Source organism: Pristimantibacillus sp. Z349TD_6 (assembly GCF_056173205.1).
Map to the genome: position 1 here is coordinate 548,883 of NZ_CM149662.1, position 21,002 is coordinate 569,884.

Sequence of the window (21,002 nt, forward strand, 5' to 3'; positions counted from 1 at the left end):
TCAATAATGGCAATAAGCATTGACTAGATGAAGACAAGTTTAGCTAGTAAATATATTAAACATTATTTAAGGGTGTGAGTAATTGCGGGCAGTAATTGTTACTAATCGGGTAAAGAGATATGTTAATGGCTTTAAGTCAATGATTGAACCTTTGATGGAACTTGGATATGAGGTAGTATGGGCAGCAGATTTTTCTCAATATAAAGAAGATTTATCTGCAATACCTTGTAAAATACATCAAACAAACTTTAGAAGTAATCCTATTGATATTAATAATTTTATTGCATACACGCAACTGGTTGAGTTGCTAAATCAAAAACCGGTGGAGATAATTCATTGTAATACACCTATTGGTGGATTAATTGGCCGTCTTTGTGCAAAACGAGCAAAAGTAAAAAAAATTGTTTATACTGCTCATGGTTTTCATTTTTATAAAGGTGCACCACCAATAAATAAAACAATATATAAATGGGGAGAGAAATATTTAGCTCGGCATACAGATATATTATTAACAATTAATCAAGAGGATTATCAAGTTGCTCAGAGTTTTAAACTTCGAAGCAATGGAAAGCATTTTCTTATTCATGGCGCGGGAATAGATACTGGGTTTATTAGCAAATCTGATCCTGAAAAAAAACGTAATGAGCTAGGAATTCCATCTTCAGCTACTATGATATTTTCAGCAGGAGAACTTAATACGAATAAAAATAATGAAGTGATTATTAAGGCGATTTCAAAAATTGATAGAAATGATATTTACTATGTAATTTGTGGAGAGGGTAAAATTAGAAGGAAATTAGAAAATTTATCATTAGATTTGGGGGTTTCTAAGAGAATCAAGTTTCTGGGATTTCGAACAGATGTATTAGATATTCTTCCGGCAGCTGATATTTTTGCAATAACATCTTTTAGAGAAGGTTTGCCTCGTTCACTAATGGAGGCTATGGACGCCGGTAAACCTTGTATAGTATCGAATATTCGTGGGAACTCAGATTTAATACATGATGGAATAGGTGGCTTTTTAAGAAGCCCAACAGATGTTAGTGGTTATGCCGGAGTAATTGAAAAATTAGCGAATGATAAGGAATTAAGACATTCCTTGGGTACATTAAATAAAGAAAAAGTTAAAATTTATGACTTTATAAATGTGAAAACAGAAATGAAGGAAATATATAAAGCGATAAAGGAGGGGGAGATATGAGAGTAGTTATTACAAGATCAAATCCGATATCACCAGATTCCAGAGTCGAGAAAGAAGCAGATGCTTTAAATAAAGTAGGTCATGAAGTAATGATATTAGCATGGGATCGTTCAAATAAATACAAAGAGAAAAAAGAAAAGATAATCGTTCCTAGCGGAGAAATAGATATCTTTCGAATGGGGGAACCTGCAGATTTTGGAAGTGGATTCAAAAAAAATCTAATTCCGATGATTAAAATCCAATTAAGATTTCTTATATGGCTTTTATTAAATAATAAAAAGTATGATGCAATTCATGCTTGCGACTTTGAAAATGCTCTCACGGGTTTTTTGTGTGCGAAAATATTAAGGAAAAAAATTATATATGATATCTTTGACTATTATACAGCTTCTCATAAATTACCTTATAAAGTGAGTAAAATTGTTGAACGAATAGATAAAAAGCTTATTAACGAAGCAGACTGTGTAATAATATGCTCAGAGCAAAGAATAGAGCAAATAGGAAAAACGCACCCAAAAATGCTAAAAGTAATACATAACTCACCATCAAAAGCACATATGTCAACTCAGATATCGTCATTGAAATTCGATTCTAATGATAAACTCACACGAATAGCGTATGTGGGTATATTAAGTAGAAATCGCTTATTAAAAGAATTAATAGATTGTATAGCAAAAAGAGATGATTGTGAATTACATATAGGCGGATTTGGTCAATTGGAAAATTATGTTTCTGAAAACGCGGATAAATATAATAATATTTATTATCATGGTAGAATCCCGTATCACGAAACACTGCAGTTAGAAGAAAAATGTGATATATTGACTGCGATTTATGATCCTTCGATCGCTAATCATCGCTATGCAGCTCCGAACAAATTTTATGAGGCATTATTACTGGGAAAACCCTTAATTATTGCTGAAAATACAGGTATAGAAAAAGATGTGAGAGAGTACGATCTTGGAGAAGTAATTTCCTATGACGAGGAAAGCCTAGATTTAGGAATAACGAAACTTATATCTCGAAAAAATGAGTGGGATGAAATTGCAACTCGAATGCAAAAAAGATATATAGAAAACTATTCATGGGATATAATGGAAACAAGACTTCAGGGAATTTACAATAATATTGAAAAGCAGTTGAGTAGGTGATGTATAGTATGACAGATACTATGTATAAAGAAACCATGAAATATAGCATTATTTCAGCCCTGATTTTTATTTTGAATAGCGCGTTTACAACAAACTACAACATAATGCTGATATTGACAACGGTACAGTTGCTCGTCCTTTTTATATGTTTTATTAAAGGTAATGACATGAGTTACGTTTGTTATTACATAATATTTATTACTGCAAGTATGGAGTTTAGTGAGTTTGTAGGTACTTCCTCATTTTATGGTTTTAAAAATTTTAAACTACTGGGAGTTAATTTGGCTGTATGGTGTATTTTACCGCTATTTTTAAAATATATTATTAAAAGTGATATTTTTTCTGTATATAGCAAAAGAATGAGTTATGTTAGAAAGTTCTCAATTTCTATTAGTTTATTAACGATGATTGCAACAATTGTGGGATTGCTCAGTATAATGATCAATGATAATGGTATTAGTAGTATTGATGGAGTATTTAGTCGTTTTTTTGATGCAGGTTATATCTTCTTTTATATTATGATATGTATTTTAGTGGTAGGGTCAGTTATAAATAAACACAAGAGTGATAAAGTGAAGTTAAAAGCGTGTTTATTGAGTATATTTTTAGGTTCAGGAGCAAGTATTATTTTTTCACTAAGCACTAATACATTTGGAAACTATGGTGGACTTGAATCGTTACGAGTCTCAAACGTAGTTATGCTTATTCCAATTTCACTAATAGTCCCTTTTTATTGGGGTTTTAAGAGGAAAATAAGCCTATTATTCTTATTTATAAGTTCTATTGCTGTTGGTTTGACATTATACTATAACGCAAATGGTAAAATAATACTACTAACAATAGCGGTACCTATTCTGATTTTAATTTTACTTCAAAGAAGAAGGAAAACGATATCATTTCTATTATTCATATTAATCTCTCCTGTATTTTTATTAATTATAATGTCATATGTTGCATTTCGCGGTGAAACGAGCAGGTTACTTCTTATCAAAATTGAACAAACTTTTTCTTTTATAGCAATTTGGAGACCCAATTGGTTGGAGATGATGAATATGTCTCCACGTACAAGAATTTCAGAATTTCTAAATATCGGGATTGAGTATTATTTAAAACCATATTTTTTATTAACGGGTAAGGGCTACTTAGGATCGATTAAAGACCATTTAAATATGTTTGGAAGCTGGAGTTTAACAGGATTTTCATATTTAGAATGGAATCTTGGAGCATTTAATAAAATGCATGAAACGCTTAATAATCTTTTTCTGACTAACGGGGTATTAGGTATAATATTCTTTTTGTACATAATTAAGTTGATGGTTACTAAGTATCATATCTCGGTATTTTTAATGATTGGTTGCATTTGGTTTCTATTATTCTACGGTTATTCAGTTACCATAGCAATGTTTGGAATCTCATGCTTAATTGTAGGTCTTGATGAACTAGATGAGTATTCGACCACAAACAATATATTATATAATTATGGATATAAAAAAGAAAACTTATAAAAAGAGAGGTTACATAAATGCGAGGAGCAGTGGTGGATTATCTCTTTCCAAGAGGACATAAAGACCTGAATCAGAAACTAATTTCAATTCTGGCTCAAATATCTGATGTTACTGTCATGACAACTAAAGATTATTTTGATAAGAGTTTAAATGAAATTAATGGTATATCAATTCAGGAAGTGGAAAAGTTAATACCGAAAAAAAATAAATTTTCGAGCCGTATATTTGCATTTAAAAATATGTTAAATGTGAATAAAAAAATAAAAATGAAGGAATATGATTATGTTTGGATAAATACATTTGAAACTATTACTTTTGCTCTTGGAAGAACATTAATTAAAAACAAACGTGTGTTTATAGTACATCATAACAATACAGATGAGTTAATTAATAAAGTGAAAAAGTTTTTTTTTAACAGATATAAAAATAAAGTTTATCATATTGTATTCGAAGAGTTTATCAGAGAATATCTTATTAATGAGATAGGGGTCGATCATAACCGTGTTTTTGTAATACCTCATCCTTTAAACTGCAAGGAAGAAATAAATAACAATTATATAGATCCGAATTTATGTATTGGTTTAAGTAACAGTAATGACGAAGCAATAATAGCTGATATCGTTAATGAGGAAAATGAGAATAAATTATTTTCAAATAGCAATATTAGTATTGTACTCAAATCTAAAAAGGAATACAAAAAAGGGGGGGTGAATGTAGTTAATGAATATTTAGATAAAAATGAATATGAAAAATATATTAATCAGTGCACATATGTTCTAGTACCTTTTAGTTTAAAGTATAAGTTTAGAACCAGTGGTTTTATTGTTGATGCTTTATCTCAAAATAAAATTATAATCTCTTCTAATATTCCATTAATAAGAGAATATGCCAAACAATATCCGCATATTTGTTATTATTTTAATAACGCAAATGAAATTCCAAATATTATTTTAAGAGCTGCTAGTCATAGACAGATGATGAGAAATCAGTTCAATACTTTTAAATATTCTCATAGTAACTCAGTCATTTTTGAAAAAATTAAAAGAATGTTAGTAGAATTGAACTAATAACTCAATTTTCAAAGTATAGATGCGACATGATTTAGTTATGTAAGCTAGTATTAATGGAAGTAACTTTTTTTTTTATAATCGTTTCATTTTTATCTAACCTTAATTTGTGCTGGATTTTTTTTGATAAAGAAGCCCTCATTACTAGAATCTCAAAAAGAAAAAGAGGACTGGACTGAATAGAAAATGAAAGTAACTAAACGAGATATCATATGGAATTACATTGGAACATTTATGTCTCTAGGTAGCAACTTTTTGCTGTTACCATTTATGCTATATTTTTTGGATGGCGAGATTTTAGGTTTATGGTATGTGTTTTTAAGTATTGGAGGAGTTGTAGCCTTGTTTGACTTTGGCTTCAATCCAACACTTGCAAGAAATGTTGCTTATTGCTGGAGCGGAGCATCGGAATTAAATAAAACGGATGTTATGTTTGTTGAAAATAGTGAGCCTAATATTAATCTATTAAAAAAGGTTATTTCTACCTGCAAAGTAATTTATTTAATTATTTCTATAACAGCGATATCTATATTACTAACAATAGGAACATTTTATATAATTCATATTTCAAGTGGGATAAATGGGCATTCTTATATGCTTGCTTGGATTATTTACTGTATAGCAGTCTTTATGAATCTTTACTATGGATACTACACTACTTTCTTGCGGGGTGTAGGTGCGATATTACAAATAAATATTGCGACGGTATTGGCTAGAACATTTCAAATAATTATATCTATTGTATTTCTATTTCTAGGATTTGAACTTATTGCTGTTGCTTTAGCATATTTGGCGTACGGAGTTCTTTTTAGACTTATATCGAAGAGATCGTTCTACAAATATGAAAACATTGGTGAACGCCTGAAAGATGACAATGAAGTTGTAGTTTTTGGTGATATTAAAAAGACATTTACATTAATATGGCATAATGCTTGGCGTGACGGATTAGTTTCATTATCCAGATACCTTTCTACACAAGCAAGTATTGTAATTTGTTCCTTCTACTTAAGTTTAACATTAACAGGAATTTATTCGATATCTGTACAGTTAATATCGGCAATATCAACTATATCAGGTGCTCTATACACTACATATCAGCCATCATTGCAAGCAGCACATATTAATAAAAATGTTGCAAGATCGAGAGAACTCATGTCAGTTGCAATGACTGTTTTTTGCATAGTCTTTTGGATTGGAGTAGTTCTTTTAATATTTATTGGAAAACCAATAATTGAATGGGTTAAACCTGACATAAATCTTAGCGTTACTATTTTGTTGGGAATTTCAATATATGAATTTTTGTTTATTCATCATTCTTATTATGCATCTTATATATCTAATACGAACAATGTACCCTACATGAAGGCATTTTTTATTTCGAGCTTTTCTGGCATATTAATAGCATATATCTTAATGAGAACAACAAGCATGGGGATTTGGGGATTGATCGCTGCTCAGATCTTCGTTCAAGTTGTATATAATAATTGGATGTGGCCTTTTAAGGTAATGAAGTCATTAAATACACACCCTTTTGGGATGTTCCGTTTAGGCTTAAAAGAAATAAGTAAATTAAAAGGTATAAGAACTCAAAAAAATAGAAGTGTATAAATGATTAAACGAGAAAACGAGAGTTGAAATAAATGCAGATAAATATCCAATGAAAACATTGGTATTTGAGACGGTGAAGTATATTGTGTTAATTTGGCGGATTAACAAAATGCGCAAATGCACACTGATAGAATTTATATAGAGATATGTTAATAGATATTCGAATTAAGTGAATACAATATAATAATTAGGGGTAATAAAATGAAAGTAATAATTTTAGCCGGTGGAAGTGGCACGAGGTTATGGCCTCTTAGTAGAGAACGATTTCCGAAACAATTTGTAAAACTACAAGTTGATGAACCTTCATTGTTTCAAGATGCATTTAATAGAAGTTTATTGTTAACAGATATAGACAATATTTATGTTGTAACTAATAAATATTATAAATACTTAGTCATGGGTGAAGTTGAGGAGTTGGGTTATGACTATAATGAGAAAAATATTTTAGTTGAACCTGAAGCGAAAAATACGTTACCAGCGATTTATGCCGGCGTACATGAAATAGCAATAAAGGGAAATGACTCGGTAGTAGTCTTTCCATCCGATCATATGATTAACAAAACTGAAGATTTTATTAAATTAGTTACGGCTTCAGAAGAGTTAATGAAAGATTCATTAATTACTTTTGGGATTCAACCTGAGGGACCTAATATAGGATTTGGTTATATTTCTCCTGGAGATAAAAAAGGTAATGGATTTGTCGTTAATGAGTTTAAAGAAAAACCTGATCATGTTACGGCATTAGAGTATATTAGATCTGGGTACTACTGGAATAGTGGGATATTTATGTTCAACACTAAGGTTTTTATGGATGAAGTGAATGTACTGGTACCAGAGATATATGAAGCTTTTGAATCGAGTTTAAATCTAAAAGAAGCTTTTTCAAAAATCAATACGAATATCTCTATGGACTATGGAATTATAGAGAAGAGCTCAAAAGTTACTGTAGTACCTGCAGATATAGGTTGGAATGATCTTGGAAGTTTTGATTCATTTTACGAAGTTTTTGATAAAGATGAAGCAAATAATATTTCCAATAGTAACAACATTCTGCTAGATTCAGTTAATAATATTGTGTATTCAGAAGTCGGGAAATTAGTCGCTACAGTTGGTATTGAAGATTTAATTATTATAGATAATAGAGATGCACTACTTATTTGCAAAAAAGAACAGTCTCAAAAAGTAAAAGAAATTGTAGAGATTTTAAAAGCGAGAAGAGATATAAGGACTAATTATCATGTCGAGGATTATCGTCCCTGGGGTCACTATAAAGTTTTGGAGGAAGAAAAAGGTTCTTATAAAATTAAGAAAATCACTGTTAATCAAGGGAAAGGGTTAAGTTATCAATTACATCATCATAGAAGTGAACACTGGATTGTGGTAAATGGGATGGCAAAAGTAACTATCGATAAAGATGTAAAATTTGTACGAGTTGGAGAGGGTATATTTATGAAGGCTGGACAAAAGCATCGTCTGGAGAATCCAGGGAAATTGCCGCTTGAAATCATTGAGGTTCAAATGGGTGACTATCTTGAGGAAGACGATATTGTAAGATTTGATTAGGATGATATAAAATAATGATTGAGCTCAGAGAATAAATAACCATTTGAATACATTTTATAGAATCATCTACAAAATCACATAAAAAATTGTATTTGAGAAAAGGAGTGAGTCGGTGACAATACTTGTAACTGGAGGAACCGGATATATTGGTAGCCATACCTGTGTGGAATTATTAAATGAAGGCTATGATGTAATTATATTAGATAATTTGGCTAATAGTAGTATTGTAACCGTGCATCAAATGCAAAAACTCACAGGAGTAAATATAAAATTTTATAATACTGATTTATTAGATATAAAGGGTTTAGAAACTGTTTTTTTAGAAAATAGGATTGATGTAGTTATCCATTTTGCTGGATACAAAGCAGTTGGTGAATCAGTTGAGGTGCCACTCAGTTATTATCAGAATAATATTATGGGAACACTTAATCTTTGTCAGGTTATGCAGAAATTTAATGTCAAGAAAATGGTATTTAGCTCTTCTGCTACGGTATATTCTCCTACCGCATCTGGAGCAATATCTGAGGATTTTCCTTTGGGAGCGACTAATCCATACGGACGTACAAAATGGATAATTGAAGAGATACTGCGGGATCTTTATGTTTCAGACAATAGTTGGGGTATCTCATTACTACGATATTTCAATCCTGTAGGTGCGCATGTAAGTGGTCAAATTGGGGAGAATCCGAGAGATATTCCAAATAATTTAACACCATATATTACACAGGTAGCGGTAGGGAAATTGGAACAACTTCGTATTTTTGGAGACGACTACTCTACAATTGATGGTACAGGGGTTAGGGATTATATCCATGTTGTGGATCTAGCGATAGGACATTTGAAGGCGATTGATAAAGTAATGTCCAAATCTGGTATAGAAGCATATAATTTTGGCACTGGCAAAGGTTATAGTGTGCTGGAAATGGTTCATGCGTTTGAAAAAGTATCTGGTAGGAGTATTCCCTATTCTATAGTTGATAGAAGACCCGGTGACGTAGCAGAGTGTTATGCTGACCCTACAAAAGCTAAGCGTGAATTAGGTTGGGTTGCAGAGAGAGGAATTGAAGAAATGTGTGCCGATGCTTGGCGTTGGCAGCTAAATAACCCAAATGGCTATGAGGATACTGAAGATAATGCGAATATTGGACAAAGTATCTTAGGCTAAAATAATATTGCATTTAATGGTATTAGTAAGACTAGATAATTGTGATAAACCCTATACACCCTTCAACAATTTTGTTACCATACCATTAAACAAAACAACCGCATAACCACACGATAAAGGCAAAACCATTGAAAAGTGGTGACGCAAAGCTATAGGGGCTTATCTTTTAAAAGACTGCCAGCCAGCTACCGAATATCGTGCCTCCCGCGTGGTTTATGTGGAAACATGGAGGTTATTATTATGTTCATGCGCGCAAACGTTGTACGTGAATGGCATCAGCTCTGTATGGGATTCAATGAATTGCTATGAAAAGATTGCTTAGATGAGAAAAAGCGCATGGAGATTTATTTGAGGATTGTTTATCACAAAAATAAACTAGCGGCTGTCTCATGAATAAGCACGTAGCGTGTCATTAACAAGGTCTGAAAACGCTATATCCGCAAGCTGACGCCCCGTCACTATGAAGCGTCAGCTTTTTTATTTTAAATTCTAAAAAGGAGATTCATATGCAATCATTGCTTCTTTAGTGGCTCATATGAAACCAAAACAATGAAAAAAACGAACAAAACACTAATGATTATCGCAGGTGCTCTCGTTGTTATCGGTATTGTCATTTATGGAAGCATGAGTCTCTATTCGAAGTTAAATCAGGTAGATGAACTGAATGGGCGTCTTGAAGAAGCTGCAGATAGTAATGCAGGACAAGAGTCGCCGAAGATTACGGAGCAGCCCAATGAACAATCTACTAATCAGACAGATCAGGCTTCAGAACCTGATGCTACTCCATCACAAGAGCCTGATCTAGTTCCAACGACGCAGCCAGATGAAGTCCTTAAACCTAGTCCGAGCGCAACTTTGCTGCCAGATGAAGCGTCTAATAATGTAGACAAGGGACAAAAGCCGGATAAGGGATCTACAAACTCCGAAAATAAGTCCCAGAAGAAAAAAGAGATTGATGCATCGGTTACAGCAAAGCTGGAAAAGCTGAAATCTTCGTGTCAAGCAACTAGCAATAGCTTGGTTAAGCAAATTGCGAAAGAGCTTAGCGGAGATGAAGAAGCTACGCTTGCTACTATTCAAAGTAAATATCTGAATAAGGTATTTTCTGCGGAAGCCGATTGTGATGCCAGGTTCAATCAATTAATAAGCAATGCCAAGAGCGAGTATAAAGCAGCCGATCTAGGTGAGCAAAGCTTTCCGGATTGGAGCGCGCAATACGAGAGTGCGAAGGCTGGTGCTAGAGCCAATGCGCTTGCAGTAATTGCAAACTCGCTAAACAAGTAAGCTTTACTATTCTGAGGAGGCTCTATGAAAAAGTCACGTATTCTATCTATTTTTCTGGTTGTAATGATGTTGTCATCCGTACTTGCAACCGCTGCATCCGCAGCAACCGAAACGATTAAGACAAAGACACAGCCCATTAAGCTGCAATTTGATGGACAAGCGCTTAAACTGCCCGATGGACAATATTCATTTATTCATCAAGGAAGTACATATGTACCGATTCGTTATATTTCTTACGCGCTACTAAAAACAGTAAATTGGGATGGGGCTAAAGCGACAATCTCCGAGCCAACAGAGAAAGAGCTTGCGGCTCTGAAGAAACAATTGCAAAGTGCCGCTACGGGCAGCCAGAAGCCACAAACGAGCGTTACGATTGCGATACAGCCAGTGAAAGCAACTCTTGTGTTTAATGGAAAGACGAAGGCATTGCCGGCTGGTCAATCCCTCTATGCCTATAAAGGCTCGATCTATGTGCCCATTCGTTTCTTGTCAGAATCGGTAGGCACTCAGATTAGCTACGATCCGGTGACGAAAACAGTTAGCGGTGAGTCAGAGGCATATCGAGCTGAGCAAGGTGGCGGCGGAGTAGTCCTTCCAGGCACGGGTGGCGGAACTGGAGGCTCTGGTGGTACAGGCGGTACGGGTAATGCCGGCGGTGGTGGCGTACCAGTTAAACCGACGTATGAGCAAATTACGGCAGAAGCAGAGAACAAGCTCGCTGCGCTGAAAGAAAGCTGCAAGGTAACTCTTATGGATATTGGATTGCAGTATGTAGCGGCAACGGATAAGACGGTTCAAGCTCAGCTTAAAGCTAAAGGACTTCAAGAAGTAGACAATTGCTCTGCAAAATTTGAAGTTATCATGACAGATACGAAAGCTAAGTTGACGACGAATGGGTATAGCACAGACGTTCTTGCTTCCTACAGAGAAGCCTTTAACAAAGAGCTTGAAGCAGGAAGAGCTATTGCAGAGGGTTTGATGTAGCATTGCTTCTATACGGATATAGTTTTAATTAGCCTAAAAGAACAGAAAAGAGGCAGTAGCGAAGTCTAATTGACTTCTCTACTGCCTCTTTAGTTTGTGTTATTGACCCGTGTAAATGCGGTAGATAAGTGCTGCCGCTTCCGCTTTGGTCGTGGTTTGGTTCGGCTTATAAGTACCGTCTTGGTAGCCTGTTACTAGCTTCTGCTGCATAAGAAGTGCAACGCCATCTTTTGCCCAGCTGGCAATAGATGAGCTGTCCTTGAAGCCTTTAAGCTGTTCAGTGCTTGTGCTAGTTAGTTTCTTGCTGTTGAAAATTGTAAGTGCTCTGGATAAGAATGTAGCAATTTCTTGACGTGTAATTTCTGCTTTTGGTTCAAAGGCAGTTGCCGATTTACCTTGAATTAGGCCTTGTTCGTAAGCCACAGCGATTTCATCGTAATACTCGCTATCCTTAGCTACGTCTTTGAATGGGAGGCTTAGGCCGGTCCCATCAAGACCGTAAGAGCGAACGAGCCATGCAGCGAATTGCTCGCGTGTTACTTTTTTGCTTGGACTAAATGTAGTCGTTTGATCAAGTACACCTTTGTTAAGAAGGCTATTTACAGCTGTCGCTGCCCAGTGTGTTGTTGCAATATCCGTGAACGTTTGGCCAGCCTTCATAACTGTGTATTTACTGAAATGTCCACGATTTACGTTAACGGTTTTTGTAATCGGATCATAAAGACCGCCTACAGGCTCCCAAGTTAACGTTTTTTCATTCAACAAGTAAACGGTAAGGTTTGCTAGATCCGCTTCCGAGTATTTAGTCGTATCAATATTGGATACATCAAATGATACTGGAATTGGTTTGTTGAATGCTTCTACCTTCTTGCCATCTACCGATGCATTAAACTCCATAACAGGTATGTTTGCTACTTGCTTGGCTGAAGTTGGAGCAGTTACGGTTAAATTATGCACGACTTCTGCTGCTAGTGAGATCGTTTGGCCGCTAGCTACGTTTCCGAATGTTCCTGGTTCAACAGTGAAGCCGACGTTGCCCATTGAGAGCTTAAGTCCCGCAAGACCGCTATCCTTCACAGCTTGGTAAATCTCAGAAGGCAGCTCAGCAGCGAGTTTAGTGACGTTCTCGCTTTGTTTTGGAATATTAATGGTTACAACTGGATTGATGCTCGTTGCTTTGTCTGCTCCGACTGCGCCTGTAAGGACTCTCATCGTTTCATCCAAAGCTTTTTTCGTTGTTTCTAGCTGTTGTCCGATTTTCTTCGCATCAAGCGATGTCGTAAGCGCATTGCCATCTACTTTGACATCCTTGTTATCCAGAGTGACGGTTGCAGCTTTTTCTACTGCTTTTTTGCTAAGTGAAACAAGCGAATCTTTAAGTGCATCGATCTGTGCTGCATCTATGTTACCTAGGTTTTTCAGAACAGAAGCAGTGTCTTTGATGATAACTTTAGCTAGTTCGATCGCTTTCGGACCATTCTCAACTTGTTCAAAAGCATATTTTGTATTGTTAACCATCTCTGTAATAGTTGCCGCTACTTTAGCTTTCTCACTAGCTGTTTGCATAGATTCAAGCAGTTTAGATGCCGAAGCAAGCGTTGCTGATACATTCTGAACAGACTTTTCAGCTTCTTTGCTATCCTTGACATCCTTTACTGAGTTAACAAGAGTGTTAATGAGATCCGCTGCTTTGTCAGCTTTGTCTTTATCGGTCTTGCTGTTCTCTAGCAGATCTTGTAAACCTTTGTCTACATTTACTGGTGTTGGAGATGGTGTTGGGATAACTCCTGGTCCAGTTCCCGGTCCAGGTCCAGTGTCTGGAGTTGGTTTCGTTTCCGGTTCTGTAACTTCTTCACCAACAGTGCTCACTTTAATTGTTTTATTTAACGTGAATGTCTTACCTTCCATTGTCACGGATGCGGTTATTGTATACTCGCCGTCCGCTTCAATATATATCCACTGAGGAAGGTATTCATTTTCTGTACTGTCTTGAACAACTGTTCCACTGCTGTTCTTAATGACAATTTTTGAAGCCTCCGGCAAAATATTATTTGAGCTTTTGCTCCAGCTATTGTTAAATACGATAAGCTCTGGCGTACTGTACAGCTGTACTTCATTTCCATTCTCATTAACCAGTCCGAGTTTAATCCAGCGTTGATTTACAGGAAGCATAATTTTTCCGGATTGGTCGAGACCGAAAATATCAATTCCTTTAAGAGCGGATGTTGTGATTTCTTTTTGTGTACCCGCCTTTAAATCATCCTTCGTCAAACGCACATCATATTGATATTGCTTCGAACCGTCAAATCCATTAATGGAAACGGCTACGTTGCCCGGCGTCAAATTAACGAAGTTTTCCTCAAAATGTACATATCCGCTTAGTTTGGTTTGCTTATCTGTAATATAGGCTACAGAATTAATTGTTGCGTCTCCAAGCACCTTTACTCGGGCGAGGGAGCTTGATTGGGTTGGAATATCAAGTGTATTCACATCTTGGTTCAGCTCAACGTTTTCCAAATAAATGATATTGCCTTCCATGGTTCTTGCTACTACATTATAAGTTCCCTTTGTTGCATAGAAACGGTTGTTTTCTCCTTGGTTATCGTCGATGAGGTAAGGTAGATATTCGACACCAGAGAGTTCTTTGCGTGCAATCGTTACTTCGTCCATTTGTTTGGTTAAATTGACGGTAGACACCTGCTGAAGAGGTTGCCTTGCATCGAGTACAACATTGTAGTCTTTGCCTGGTTCGGTCTTCACGGAGCCCAGCATATAATAGCCAAAAGGTGAACCGCTATTGCTGCTGCTCATATTAACCCTGCGAACAAAATCCAAGTTTACGGTTGATGGTGATGGAACAATCAAATAGCTTACCGTTTCATCTTCATTAAGATAATCTTGTTGTTTCTGAACGGTATCACCAGACTGAATAGTAGCAAATACGGTAGCATCCTTCATTGGCACTCCACCAACTACATTCAGCTTATCGCTTTCTTCACGCTTATCGAGCCCAGAAACACGGATAACAGCTTGCTTCTCTGAATTAATAGCCATGAGATCAATGGTTTTGTCCAAATAGCCAGTTTTGCTGAATGTGAGATCATTGTGACCACCGGCATAAATTTTTGATAAAGTTATAAGGCCGTTAGCATCTGACTTGCTTGTATGTTCTTGGCCATATAAGAAGAGGGACACACCTTCAACGGGATCTCCGACCATACCGGATTTATGTTCACGAACAGTAATGGATAATTTCTCAACAATATCAGATGTGAGATAAGGCTTGTTAACCATATCTACAAGGTTGCCATTCTGATCGCGAATTTCTAAGTCGAATTCATGCTTTGGTCCAACAGTAAAGCCAGTGCTGCTGCGTTCAATCCAATTTTCTTGATTACTTCTTTGCATAATTTTAACTATATAATTTCCCGTTTCCGTAGGACGGAATTCGTTATTATATACTTGAGTCAATTTACCGTTTTGCTTGTCACTAGACCAGCTCAGGTAGTTATACTCCAGGTACGATGCATTGTTTTTCGAGACGAGTATTTTGAGATCACTTCTACGGTCAATGGTTTGACCATTTTCATCTTTTAGTAGTGCTTTGAGCTTGAACGTTTCACCTAAGATAAGCTCGGTACGCTCCTCCAAAATGTTTCTCTTTTCTACGCCTGCAGTTATCTCTGTGTTAATGCTTTTACCGGATTTGTAGGAATAATTATTATCCGTCGGTGTAAAGTAGGAGTCGAGAATAGCCTCATCTCTATTGCTGTTAATCGCAGCGTTCAGCTTATAAATTTGCTTATTCTTCTCTACATAAAGCTGATTATTGCTTGCAAGATTTATGGTCTGTTCTTGATAGTTGTATCTGTCATTTAAATAAGCAATACGCAGTGCGGTAATGTCAGCTGCGGTTTTATAATCAGCAGCGATGCTGAGTGCAGAAAAGTTATCTTTATTCAGTTGATTTGCAAATGTATGTGATGCCTCATTCGTTTTAAGCAAATCCTTCACAACCGCTTTATCGCCATTAGGGAGATTAAGGGTAGCAATGAATTGGTAGGCAGTTCCTTTTGCAATATAGAGTGAATCTACATTTGCAAGAGTATCGTCTTTTTGATAGTAAACCTGCTTAAAGCCGCTGTTATTAATGAGGCTAAGCGATTCTACTCCTACAGGCTCATTGTTCCAGCTATAAGCGAAAGATTGCTTGCTGTATGCAGCCGCGTTGAGGATAGTCGTTTTGCGCTGCTCACCTGTTGCAGGCGTGAGCTCTTCATTGCTCAAATTATACAAATAGGTTTCTGTGATGGATTGCGGCTTAATCATTACTTGATAGTTGCCGAACTTTCCATTCGTCAAGGCTACCATAACGCTTGGGGCAGAGAATTCTGCGCGGTCTCCTTGGCTATTACTAAACCAACCGCGGATGTTGGTTCCTTGGAACAGCTTACTGTTCTTATCCAAATAGCGCAGCTCAGTTACTTTATAATTCGGATAGCGATCATCTAGAACGTCTTGAAGATAGACGGTACCAACTGTGTAAGTATCTTTATTTTGATCCACCTGCAAGAAGAGTACCGGGTTGAAATTATTTGGTTTGATTATAGAGGATCCGATTAAAGGGAACTGCCCCTCAGCATTCGTTGTATGGGTAGCATGGTTAAGGACGCTAACTTGCTTCCCGGCAACCGGCTTACCATATTCATCAAGCAGCGTTACCATAACTTTATCGTCATCCGAACGAATTGTGTCATTGATGGCCATAGTGGATTTGGTTTCGCCTTTCGGCGTGCGCTCAATCTTGAAGCTGTAGCTCGAAGGTAAAATGTTTACGGTTTGCTCCCATGCAAGCGGCTTTACATTACTGTGGAAAGCCGCTTTTAGTGTATAGGATGTGCCAGGCTTCAGACTGGAAAATTCCAGTCCAGAGAAGGGGATGGAATACGTCGAACCAGAAACCGTAACCTCATTCTCCTGGATTTGTTTTGTGATAGCACTACCGACTTTTTTATCCTCGGCATCGATCAACGTAAACTCGATGGATTTTCCACCCATCATTGCTCCGAAATCTTCTTTCTCAACATCGATTGTACTATTTAGTACGACATTTTTGGTGCCGTCCTGCTGTGTAGTCGTCGAGATGATTTCTACAGAGCTTGCTGCCATAACGGTAAAAGCATTACCCAAAGCAAGCAGCATTGTCATCAGCAGCAGAAAGCCGCTTTTGAACATCTTGTTTTGCATGTTTTTTGTCTCCCCTTACAAGAATTTGTTGTAAAATGTAAAAAAATGACTCATTTCACTAGCAAAGCCACTACCATAGTACTAAAATTTGCATTACACTAGCATTACAGACTAACCTAAAATCATACAGTAGTGGTAATGTAGGGGGACTATGGACATATTTAATTTGTTCTACCAATTCAATCAGTGCACTTCTGATCCTGATGCTGAAGTTGTAGTACTCTTACACGGTTTAGGTCTAAATGCTCGTGTGTGGGAGCCGCTGGCTGCTGTGCTAACTGAACGCTATCATGTTGTACGGTATGATTTGCGCGGGCATGGGGAGCGATCACATGACGGTTCTCAGTTAACATGGGAGCTGCTTTGCAATGATCTTGATGAAATTTTCCACTTATATAGCATAACGGAAGCACATTTGGTCGGTCATGGACTTGGCGGTAATCTTGCTGCAAGGTATGGAATGAGCCGCCCGGAGCGAGTGAAGTCGTTTGTTCTTATTTCGACGATTGGGTTTTATCCTCCGGAGGCAATGGAGCGTTCGGTTGAGCTGCGCCGGAGCTATGCTGAGAACGGTGTGGCAGCTGCACTGGCGGAGCAGATGGCTAGTTTAGTAACCTGTTTGCCTCAGGATAGGGAAGAGACAAGATGGGTAAAAGAGGCGTACTTGCAGTGCGACATGGATGTGTACTTTAAATTAATTGAGCTCTTTGCAGCCGAGAATCCTTTGGATGACTTATCCGCAATGAATAAACCTTGCCTCGTTATGGCGGGGGACAAAGATACGATATATCCATCCTATATGTCGAAGATTACGGCGCAGTTTATTCCGCATGCGTTCTCGGTAACGGTGCCTGATGCAGCTAGCTTGGTGTTTATAGATAATCAGCCCTATGCCGCTCAGAAGATATTAGATTTCCTCTCCAACCCCTTAAGTGGCACGGAGAGCACTAATGTCGGAGATCCGCTGCTTGGGTTAATGAGGATCGATGCCATTAAAATGTTTGGCGATGCCTATAAGAGTACTCCAAGCAAGGATGTGCTGCTCGAGGTCAAGCTAATTGGAGCGTTTCGTGTATTTATTAATGGCCAGGAAATACCGAGTGGCTGGCAGCAGCGTAATGCGAAGAGATTGCTTGTTTATTTAATGTTTTACCCGAATCCGACCAGAGAACAGTTATGCGATGCGTTATGGCCACTTGCAGAGATTAGCAAAGCAAGTAATTTGCTGCGAGTTAGTCTTTCTCATTTAAAGGGATTGTTCGATACGGCGGGGACGAATCCGATTGTTGCTAATCGCAGCCATGTTAAGCTGAACGCGGTTGTCGTGTGTGACTTGCTGAAATGGATTCAGTCGCTTGAAGAGGCTCATATGGAGAAAAGAGCATTAAGGAAATTTATTCTTATTAAAGAATTGCTTGTCTATCCTGTAGAAGAAATGCTCGCAGGCTTGTACGATAACTGGGCGGTTCAGGAACGAAGCAGGCTGGAATACATGCTGCTGGGACTTGTTGAATCGCTCGCGGATAGCTATAAAAAAGATGGCGATTTTGCAGCGGCTAGTCAAGTGATGAGAAGGATAAGCAATATGTATAGCGAGGAACTAAATGGTGATACCGTTCGTAATACGCATGCTCAGGGAGAGGTGAGGGACCATTAATAGAGATACTGTTCTACACAAAATAAAGCTAGAGCAGACGATTGAGCTGCTGCGGCAGGAAATGATCGATAAGCTATTAGTGTGCCAGTCTTATCAAGCTGATGAAGTGTTGGGAGCAAGCAGGGCGCTTGATCTTGTTCTTAATTGCTATGATTGCGTAAGATTTGAGAGAGGCTGCATGAATGAGGAAAATTGTGCATCACGTACACTATTAGATGACGATAGCTCTATTTAAAAATACGTTTACGTTTATTTTGTTTGTATTTATACCAGTAGCTGCCGTTCTCATCCTTGAAAATCCGAATTCCAAACCATTTCAATGGCGTTGATAGCTCAGTAAACATTAAATAACTAGACATGTCTATCGCCCTCATTTCACTTCTTTTTAGTTATAATACCAAACTTTAGGCTTATTGACTATATTGAAATAGGACTTTTATATCATTTATTCTGATAAATGATGGATTATATTTCTTTATTTTTCAGTTAAAAATTTCAGCGCCGCCGGCTGCTTCGCTTTTACGAGCAAGCCGTTCTTTGGCATGCCTAATTTAGCACTCCTATGCTCGCATTTTGTTTGAGCGTTTTTTTCAAGTATGATAGAGGGATAATAAATTGGAAGCTGGTTGCTTTACAGGAGGTGCAATTGAATATGTATAGACCTGCTAGATGGAAGCCGACTATTTTGTGGGGGCTATTATTAGTAGGGTGGCTCGGGCTTTTATTCCTATTTTCATCCCAAACCTATGAGCAACAAAGTATTCAGCCGTTTTTGCGCAGTCACTTTACATACGATCAGCTCGTGAGATGGCTGCCGGATGTTACGATTACCTATCGAACGAGCATCGTTAATTCACATGATCGGCCTTATAGCTTTATCGAATTTTTGTTTCGAAAGGGCGCACATTTGTTTGTGTATGCGACTTTTGCTGCGTTGATGTTTATGTTTCTGCGAGCACTGACCCGTGGACGCTGGTTCCTTTCCATTATACTTACACTGATGGTTGCCATTGCTGTACCGGCTATGGATGAATGGAATCAATTAGGCTCTGACGAGCGTACGGGTAACGCAACAGATGTCGTTCTTGATTTTGTAGGGGGATGTGCGGGACTACTTATCTGTTTATGCATTTTAGGAGTGGTGAAGCTGTGGCGATCAAGGTCAAGGAATAGATCTTAATACCGTTTGTAAGTGATGCAAAAATAGTTGCGGACAAAGCAGGCTGCTATCCATTATAATCGTCTTTGACATTGTATAGATTCGGTAAATGTGGGGGAATTGCAGCTTGCAGCGCTATGAGGAATTAGATTCACTTAGGGGATTGGCGGCATTAGCCGTAATGATTGGTCATTTCTTATTGGTATTTGCGCCAATTGCGCAAAATACGTCGGATCTCAGCTTTTTTGATTACCCGCTTAACCTGTTTAAATACACGCCGCTGCATGCGATATGGGGCGGTCATGAAGCGGTCATTATGTTTTTTCTGCTCAGCGGGTTTGTACTTTCCTTGCCGTTTTTCAACAACCGTCAGCAATCCTATTCAAAATATGTAATTAAGCGGATTTGCCGTATTTACATTCCTTTTCTCGTCGCATTACTGATCGCCATATTAATGAGGGAAATCGTCTATGTATCGAAGCTGACGAATTTAACGAGCTATTATAACAATCTGTGGGTGATCCCCCCTAATGTGACCTCAATCATTCATCATTTGCTGTTTGTAGGAAACTACAATACGACGAGGTATGATCCGATTTTGTGGACGCTCGTTCATGAAATGCGTATCTCGTTGTTGTTCCCGTTTATTATGTTCATCATTGTAAAAAGCAGCTGGAAGGTAGGACTGCCGCTGGCACTCGTCTTATCCATTGGCGCTGAAATTATGCTTGAAAATTTTGAAACGAAATATATGACAAACTTTGTGATCTCGCTGCATTATGCCTCTTTCTTCATTATAGGGGCGCTGCTGGCCAAATATCAGAAAGAGCTGAAGTCAGCATTTTCACGGTTGCATGGTTGGCGAGTCATGTTGATGCTTATTATCGGATTGTGCTTCTATTCGTTCAAATGGATCGGTTATGGCGAGGACTTCCATGACATGCTCATGCCGCACAGCGGCGATTGGATGACCGCTATCGGCGCTTCGATCTTCATTATCACAGCGCTATCATCCGTTCGTTTATCGAGGCAGCTGCAGCGAAAGCCGTTATTGTTTTTGGGTAAAATCTCATACAGTCTCTATTTGTATCATATGATCATCCTGTTGTCGCTCATCCATCTGCTGAATGGCGAGCTGGAAACAACGTTTATTGTGATACTCGCCTTTGTTGCTTCCTTCGGAGCCGGGGCGCTAAGCTACTATTTCATAGAGCTGCCATCCATTCGGTTAGGCAAGTGGCTTACTGGCTGGGGCAAGAAGCCAAGTACGGCTGCTGTAAGCGGCAGTGATGGCGTATCGACCGGTGCATAATCAATAGGGCATAAGGAAGGAACGGTTCCCTTAGTGGGAGCCGTTCCTTTTTTATGAGCAAGCAGGCAAGTGACTGATGTCGAAGGAAAAGCCTGATGT

15 protein-coding genes and 1 riboswitch are annotated in these 21,002 nt (G+C 37.7%); of the genes, 13 read left to right on the forward strand and 2 right to left on the reverse strand.

The genetic code is table 11. The features are described 5' to 3' along the window. Positions 1-82 precede the first annotated feature (82 nt). From AC0VYE_RS02455 to AC0VYE_RS02495, 9 genes are all read left to right on the forward strand, one after another. The gene (locus AC0VYE_RS02455; RefSeq protein ID WP_475445807.1) at positions 83-1,201 is read left to right on the forward strand and encodes a glycosyltransferase; all 1,119 of its coding nucleotides are present in this window, start codon (positions 83-85) and stop codon (positions 1,199-1,201) included. Continuing rightward, positions 1,198-2,352, forward strand: a complete 1,155-nt coding sequence (locus AC0VYE_RS02460) for a glycosyltransferase (protein WP_475445809.1) — start codon at positions 1,198-1,200, stop codon at positions 2,350-2,352. Before AC0VYE_RS02455 ends, AC0VYE_RS02460 begins: the two co-directional genes overlap by 4 nt. A gap of 8 nt (positions 2,353-2,360) precedes the next feature. Beyond that, positions 2,361-3,857 (forward strand): hypothetical protein, encoded by a 1,497-nt coding sequence (locus tag AC0VYE_RS02465; RefSeq protein WP_475445810.1) that lies wholly within the window; start codon positions 2,361-2,363, stop codon positions 3,855-3,857. A gap of 17 nt (positions 3,858-3,874) precedes the next feature. Next, complete coding sequence (locus AC0VYE_RS02470) at positions 3,875-4,924, forward strand: glycosyltransferase family 4 protein (protein ID WP_475445812.1); 1,050 nt, start codon at positions 3,875-3,877, stop codon at positions 4,922-4,924. A gap of 186 nt (positions 4,925-5,110) precedes the next feature. Continuing rightward, positions 5,111-6,532 (forward strand): O-unit flippase-like protein, encoded by a 1,422-nt coding sequence (gene wzx, locus AC0VYE_RS02475; protein ID WP_475445814.1) that lies wholly within the window; start codon positions 5,111-5,113, stop codon positions 6,530-6,532. 201 nt (positions 6,533-6,733) lie between these two features. Next, positions 6,734-8,095, forward strand: a complete 1,362-nt coding sequence (locus tag AC0VYE_RS02480) for a mannose-1-phosphate guanylyltransferase/mannose-6-phosphate isomerase (RefSeq protein WP_475445816.1) — start codon at positions 6,734-6,736, stop codon at positions 8,093-8,095. Between the two features lie 112 nt (positions 8,096-8,207). Then, a complete protein-coding gene (gene galE, locus AC0VYE_RS02485; protein WP_475445818.1) occupies positions 8,208-9,260 on the forward strand; it encodes a UDP-glucose 4-epimerase GalE in 1,053 nt (350 codons plus the stop codon). 108 nt (positions 9,261-9,368) lie between these two features. Beyond that, a riboswitch (cyclic di-GMP riboswitch) is annotated at positions 9,369-9,453 on the forward strand. A 356-nt stretch (positions 9,454-9,809) separates the two neighbouring features. Further along, complete coding sequence (locus AC0VYE_RS02490) at positions 9,810-10,544, forward strand: hypothetical protein (RefSeq protein WP_475445820.1); 735 nt, start codon at positions 9,810-9,812, stop codon at positions 10,542-10,544. A 24-nt stretch (positions 10,545-10,568) separates the two neighbouring features. Further along, positions 10,569-11,528 (forward strand): copper amine oxidase N-terminal domain-containing protein, encoded by a 960-nt coding sequence (locus AC0VYE_RS02495; RefSeq protein ID WP_475445822.1) that lies wholly within the window; start codon positions 10,569-10,571, stop codon positions 11,526-11,528. 99 nt (positions 11,529-11,627) lie between these two features. Here AC0VYE_RS02495 and AC0VYE_RS02500 read toward each other — a convergent pair whose 3' ends face one another. Next, positions 11,628-16,775 carry an S-layer homology domain-containing protein gene (locus AC0VYE_RS02500; protein ID WP_475445823.1) on the reverse strand — a complete coding sequence of 1,716 codons (5,148 nt, stop codon included), beginning with the start codon at positions 16,773-16,775 and terminating at the stop codon, positions 11,628-11,630. 151 nt (positions 16,776-16,926) lie between these two features. On the opposite strand from AC0VYE_RS02500, the gene AC0VYE_RS02505 reads away from it, so the two are divergent. Next, on the forward strand, positions 16,927-18,432 hold the full coding sequence (locus AC0VYE_RS02505; protein WP_475445825.1) for an alpha/beta fold hydrolase: 1,506 nt from the start codon (positions 16,927-16,929) through the stop codon (positions 18,430-18,432). Positions 18,433-18,472: 40 nt separating this feature from the next. After that, positions 18,473-18,667, forward strand: a complete 195-nt coding sequence (locus AC0VYE_RS02510; RefSeq protein ID WP_441878029.1) for a hypothetical protein — start codon at positions 18,473-18,475, stop codon at positions 18,665-18,667. On the opposite strand, the gene AC0VYE_RS02515 is transcribed toward AC0VYE_RS02510, so the two are convergent. Further along, on the reverse strand, positions 18,660-18,791 hold the full coding sequence (locus AC0VYE_RS02515) for a hypothetical protein (RefSeq protein ID WP_256710911.1): 132 nt from the start codon (positions 18,789-18,791) through the stop codon (positions 18,660-18,662). The two genes, AC0VYE_RS02510 and AC0VYE_RS02515, sit on opposite strands and share 8 nt — an antisense overlap. Positions 18,792-19,084: 293 nt before the next feature. Between AC0VYE_RS02515 and AC0VYE_RS02520 the strand changes: the two genes are divergently transcribed. Continuing rightward, on the forward strand, positions 19,085-19,612 hold the full coding sequence (locus AC0VYE_RS02520; RefSeq protein WP_475445827.1) for a VanZ family protein: 528 nt from the start codon (positions 19,085-19,087) through the stop codon (positions 19,610-19,612). Positions 19,613-19,718: 106 nt separating this feature from the next. Next, a complete protein-coding gene (locus tag AC0VYE_RS02525; protein WP_475445829.1) occupies positions 19,719-20,903 on the forward strand; it encodes an acyltransferase family protein in 1,185 nt (394 codons plus the stop codon). The last annotated feature ends 99 nt before the right edge of the window (positions 20,904-21,002 follow it).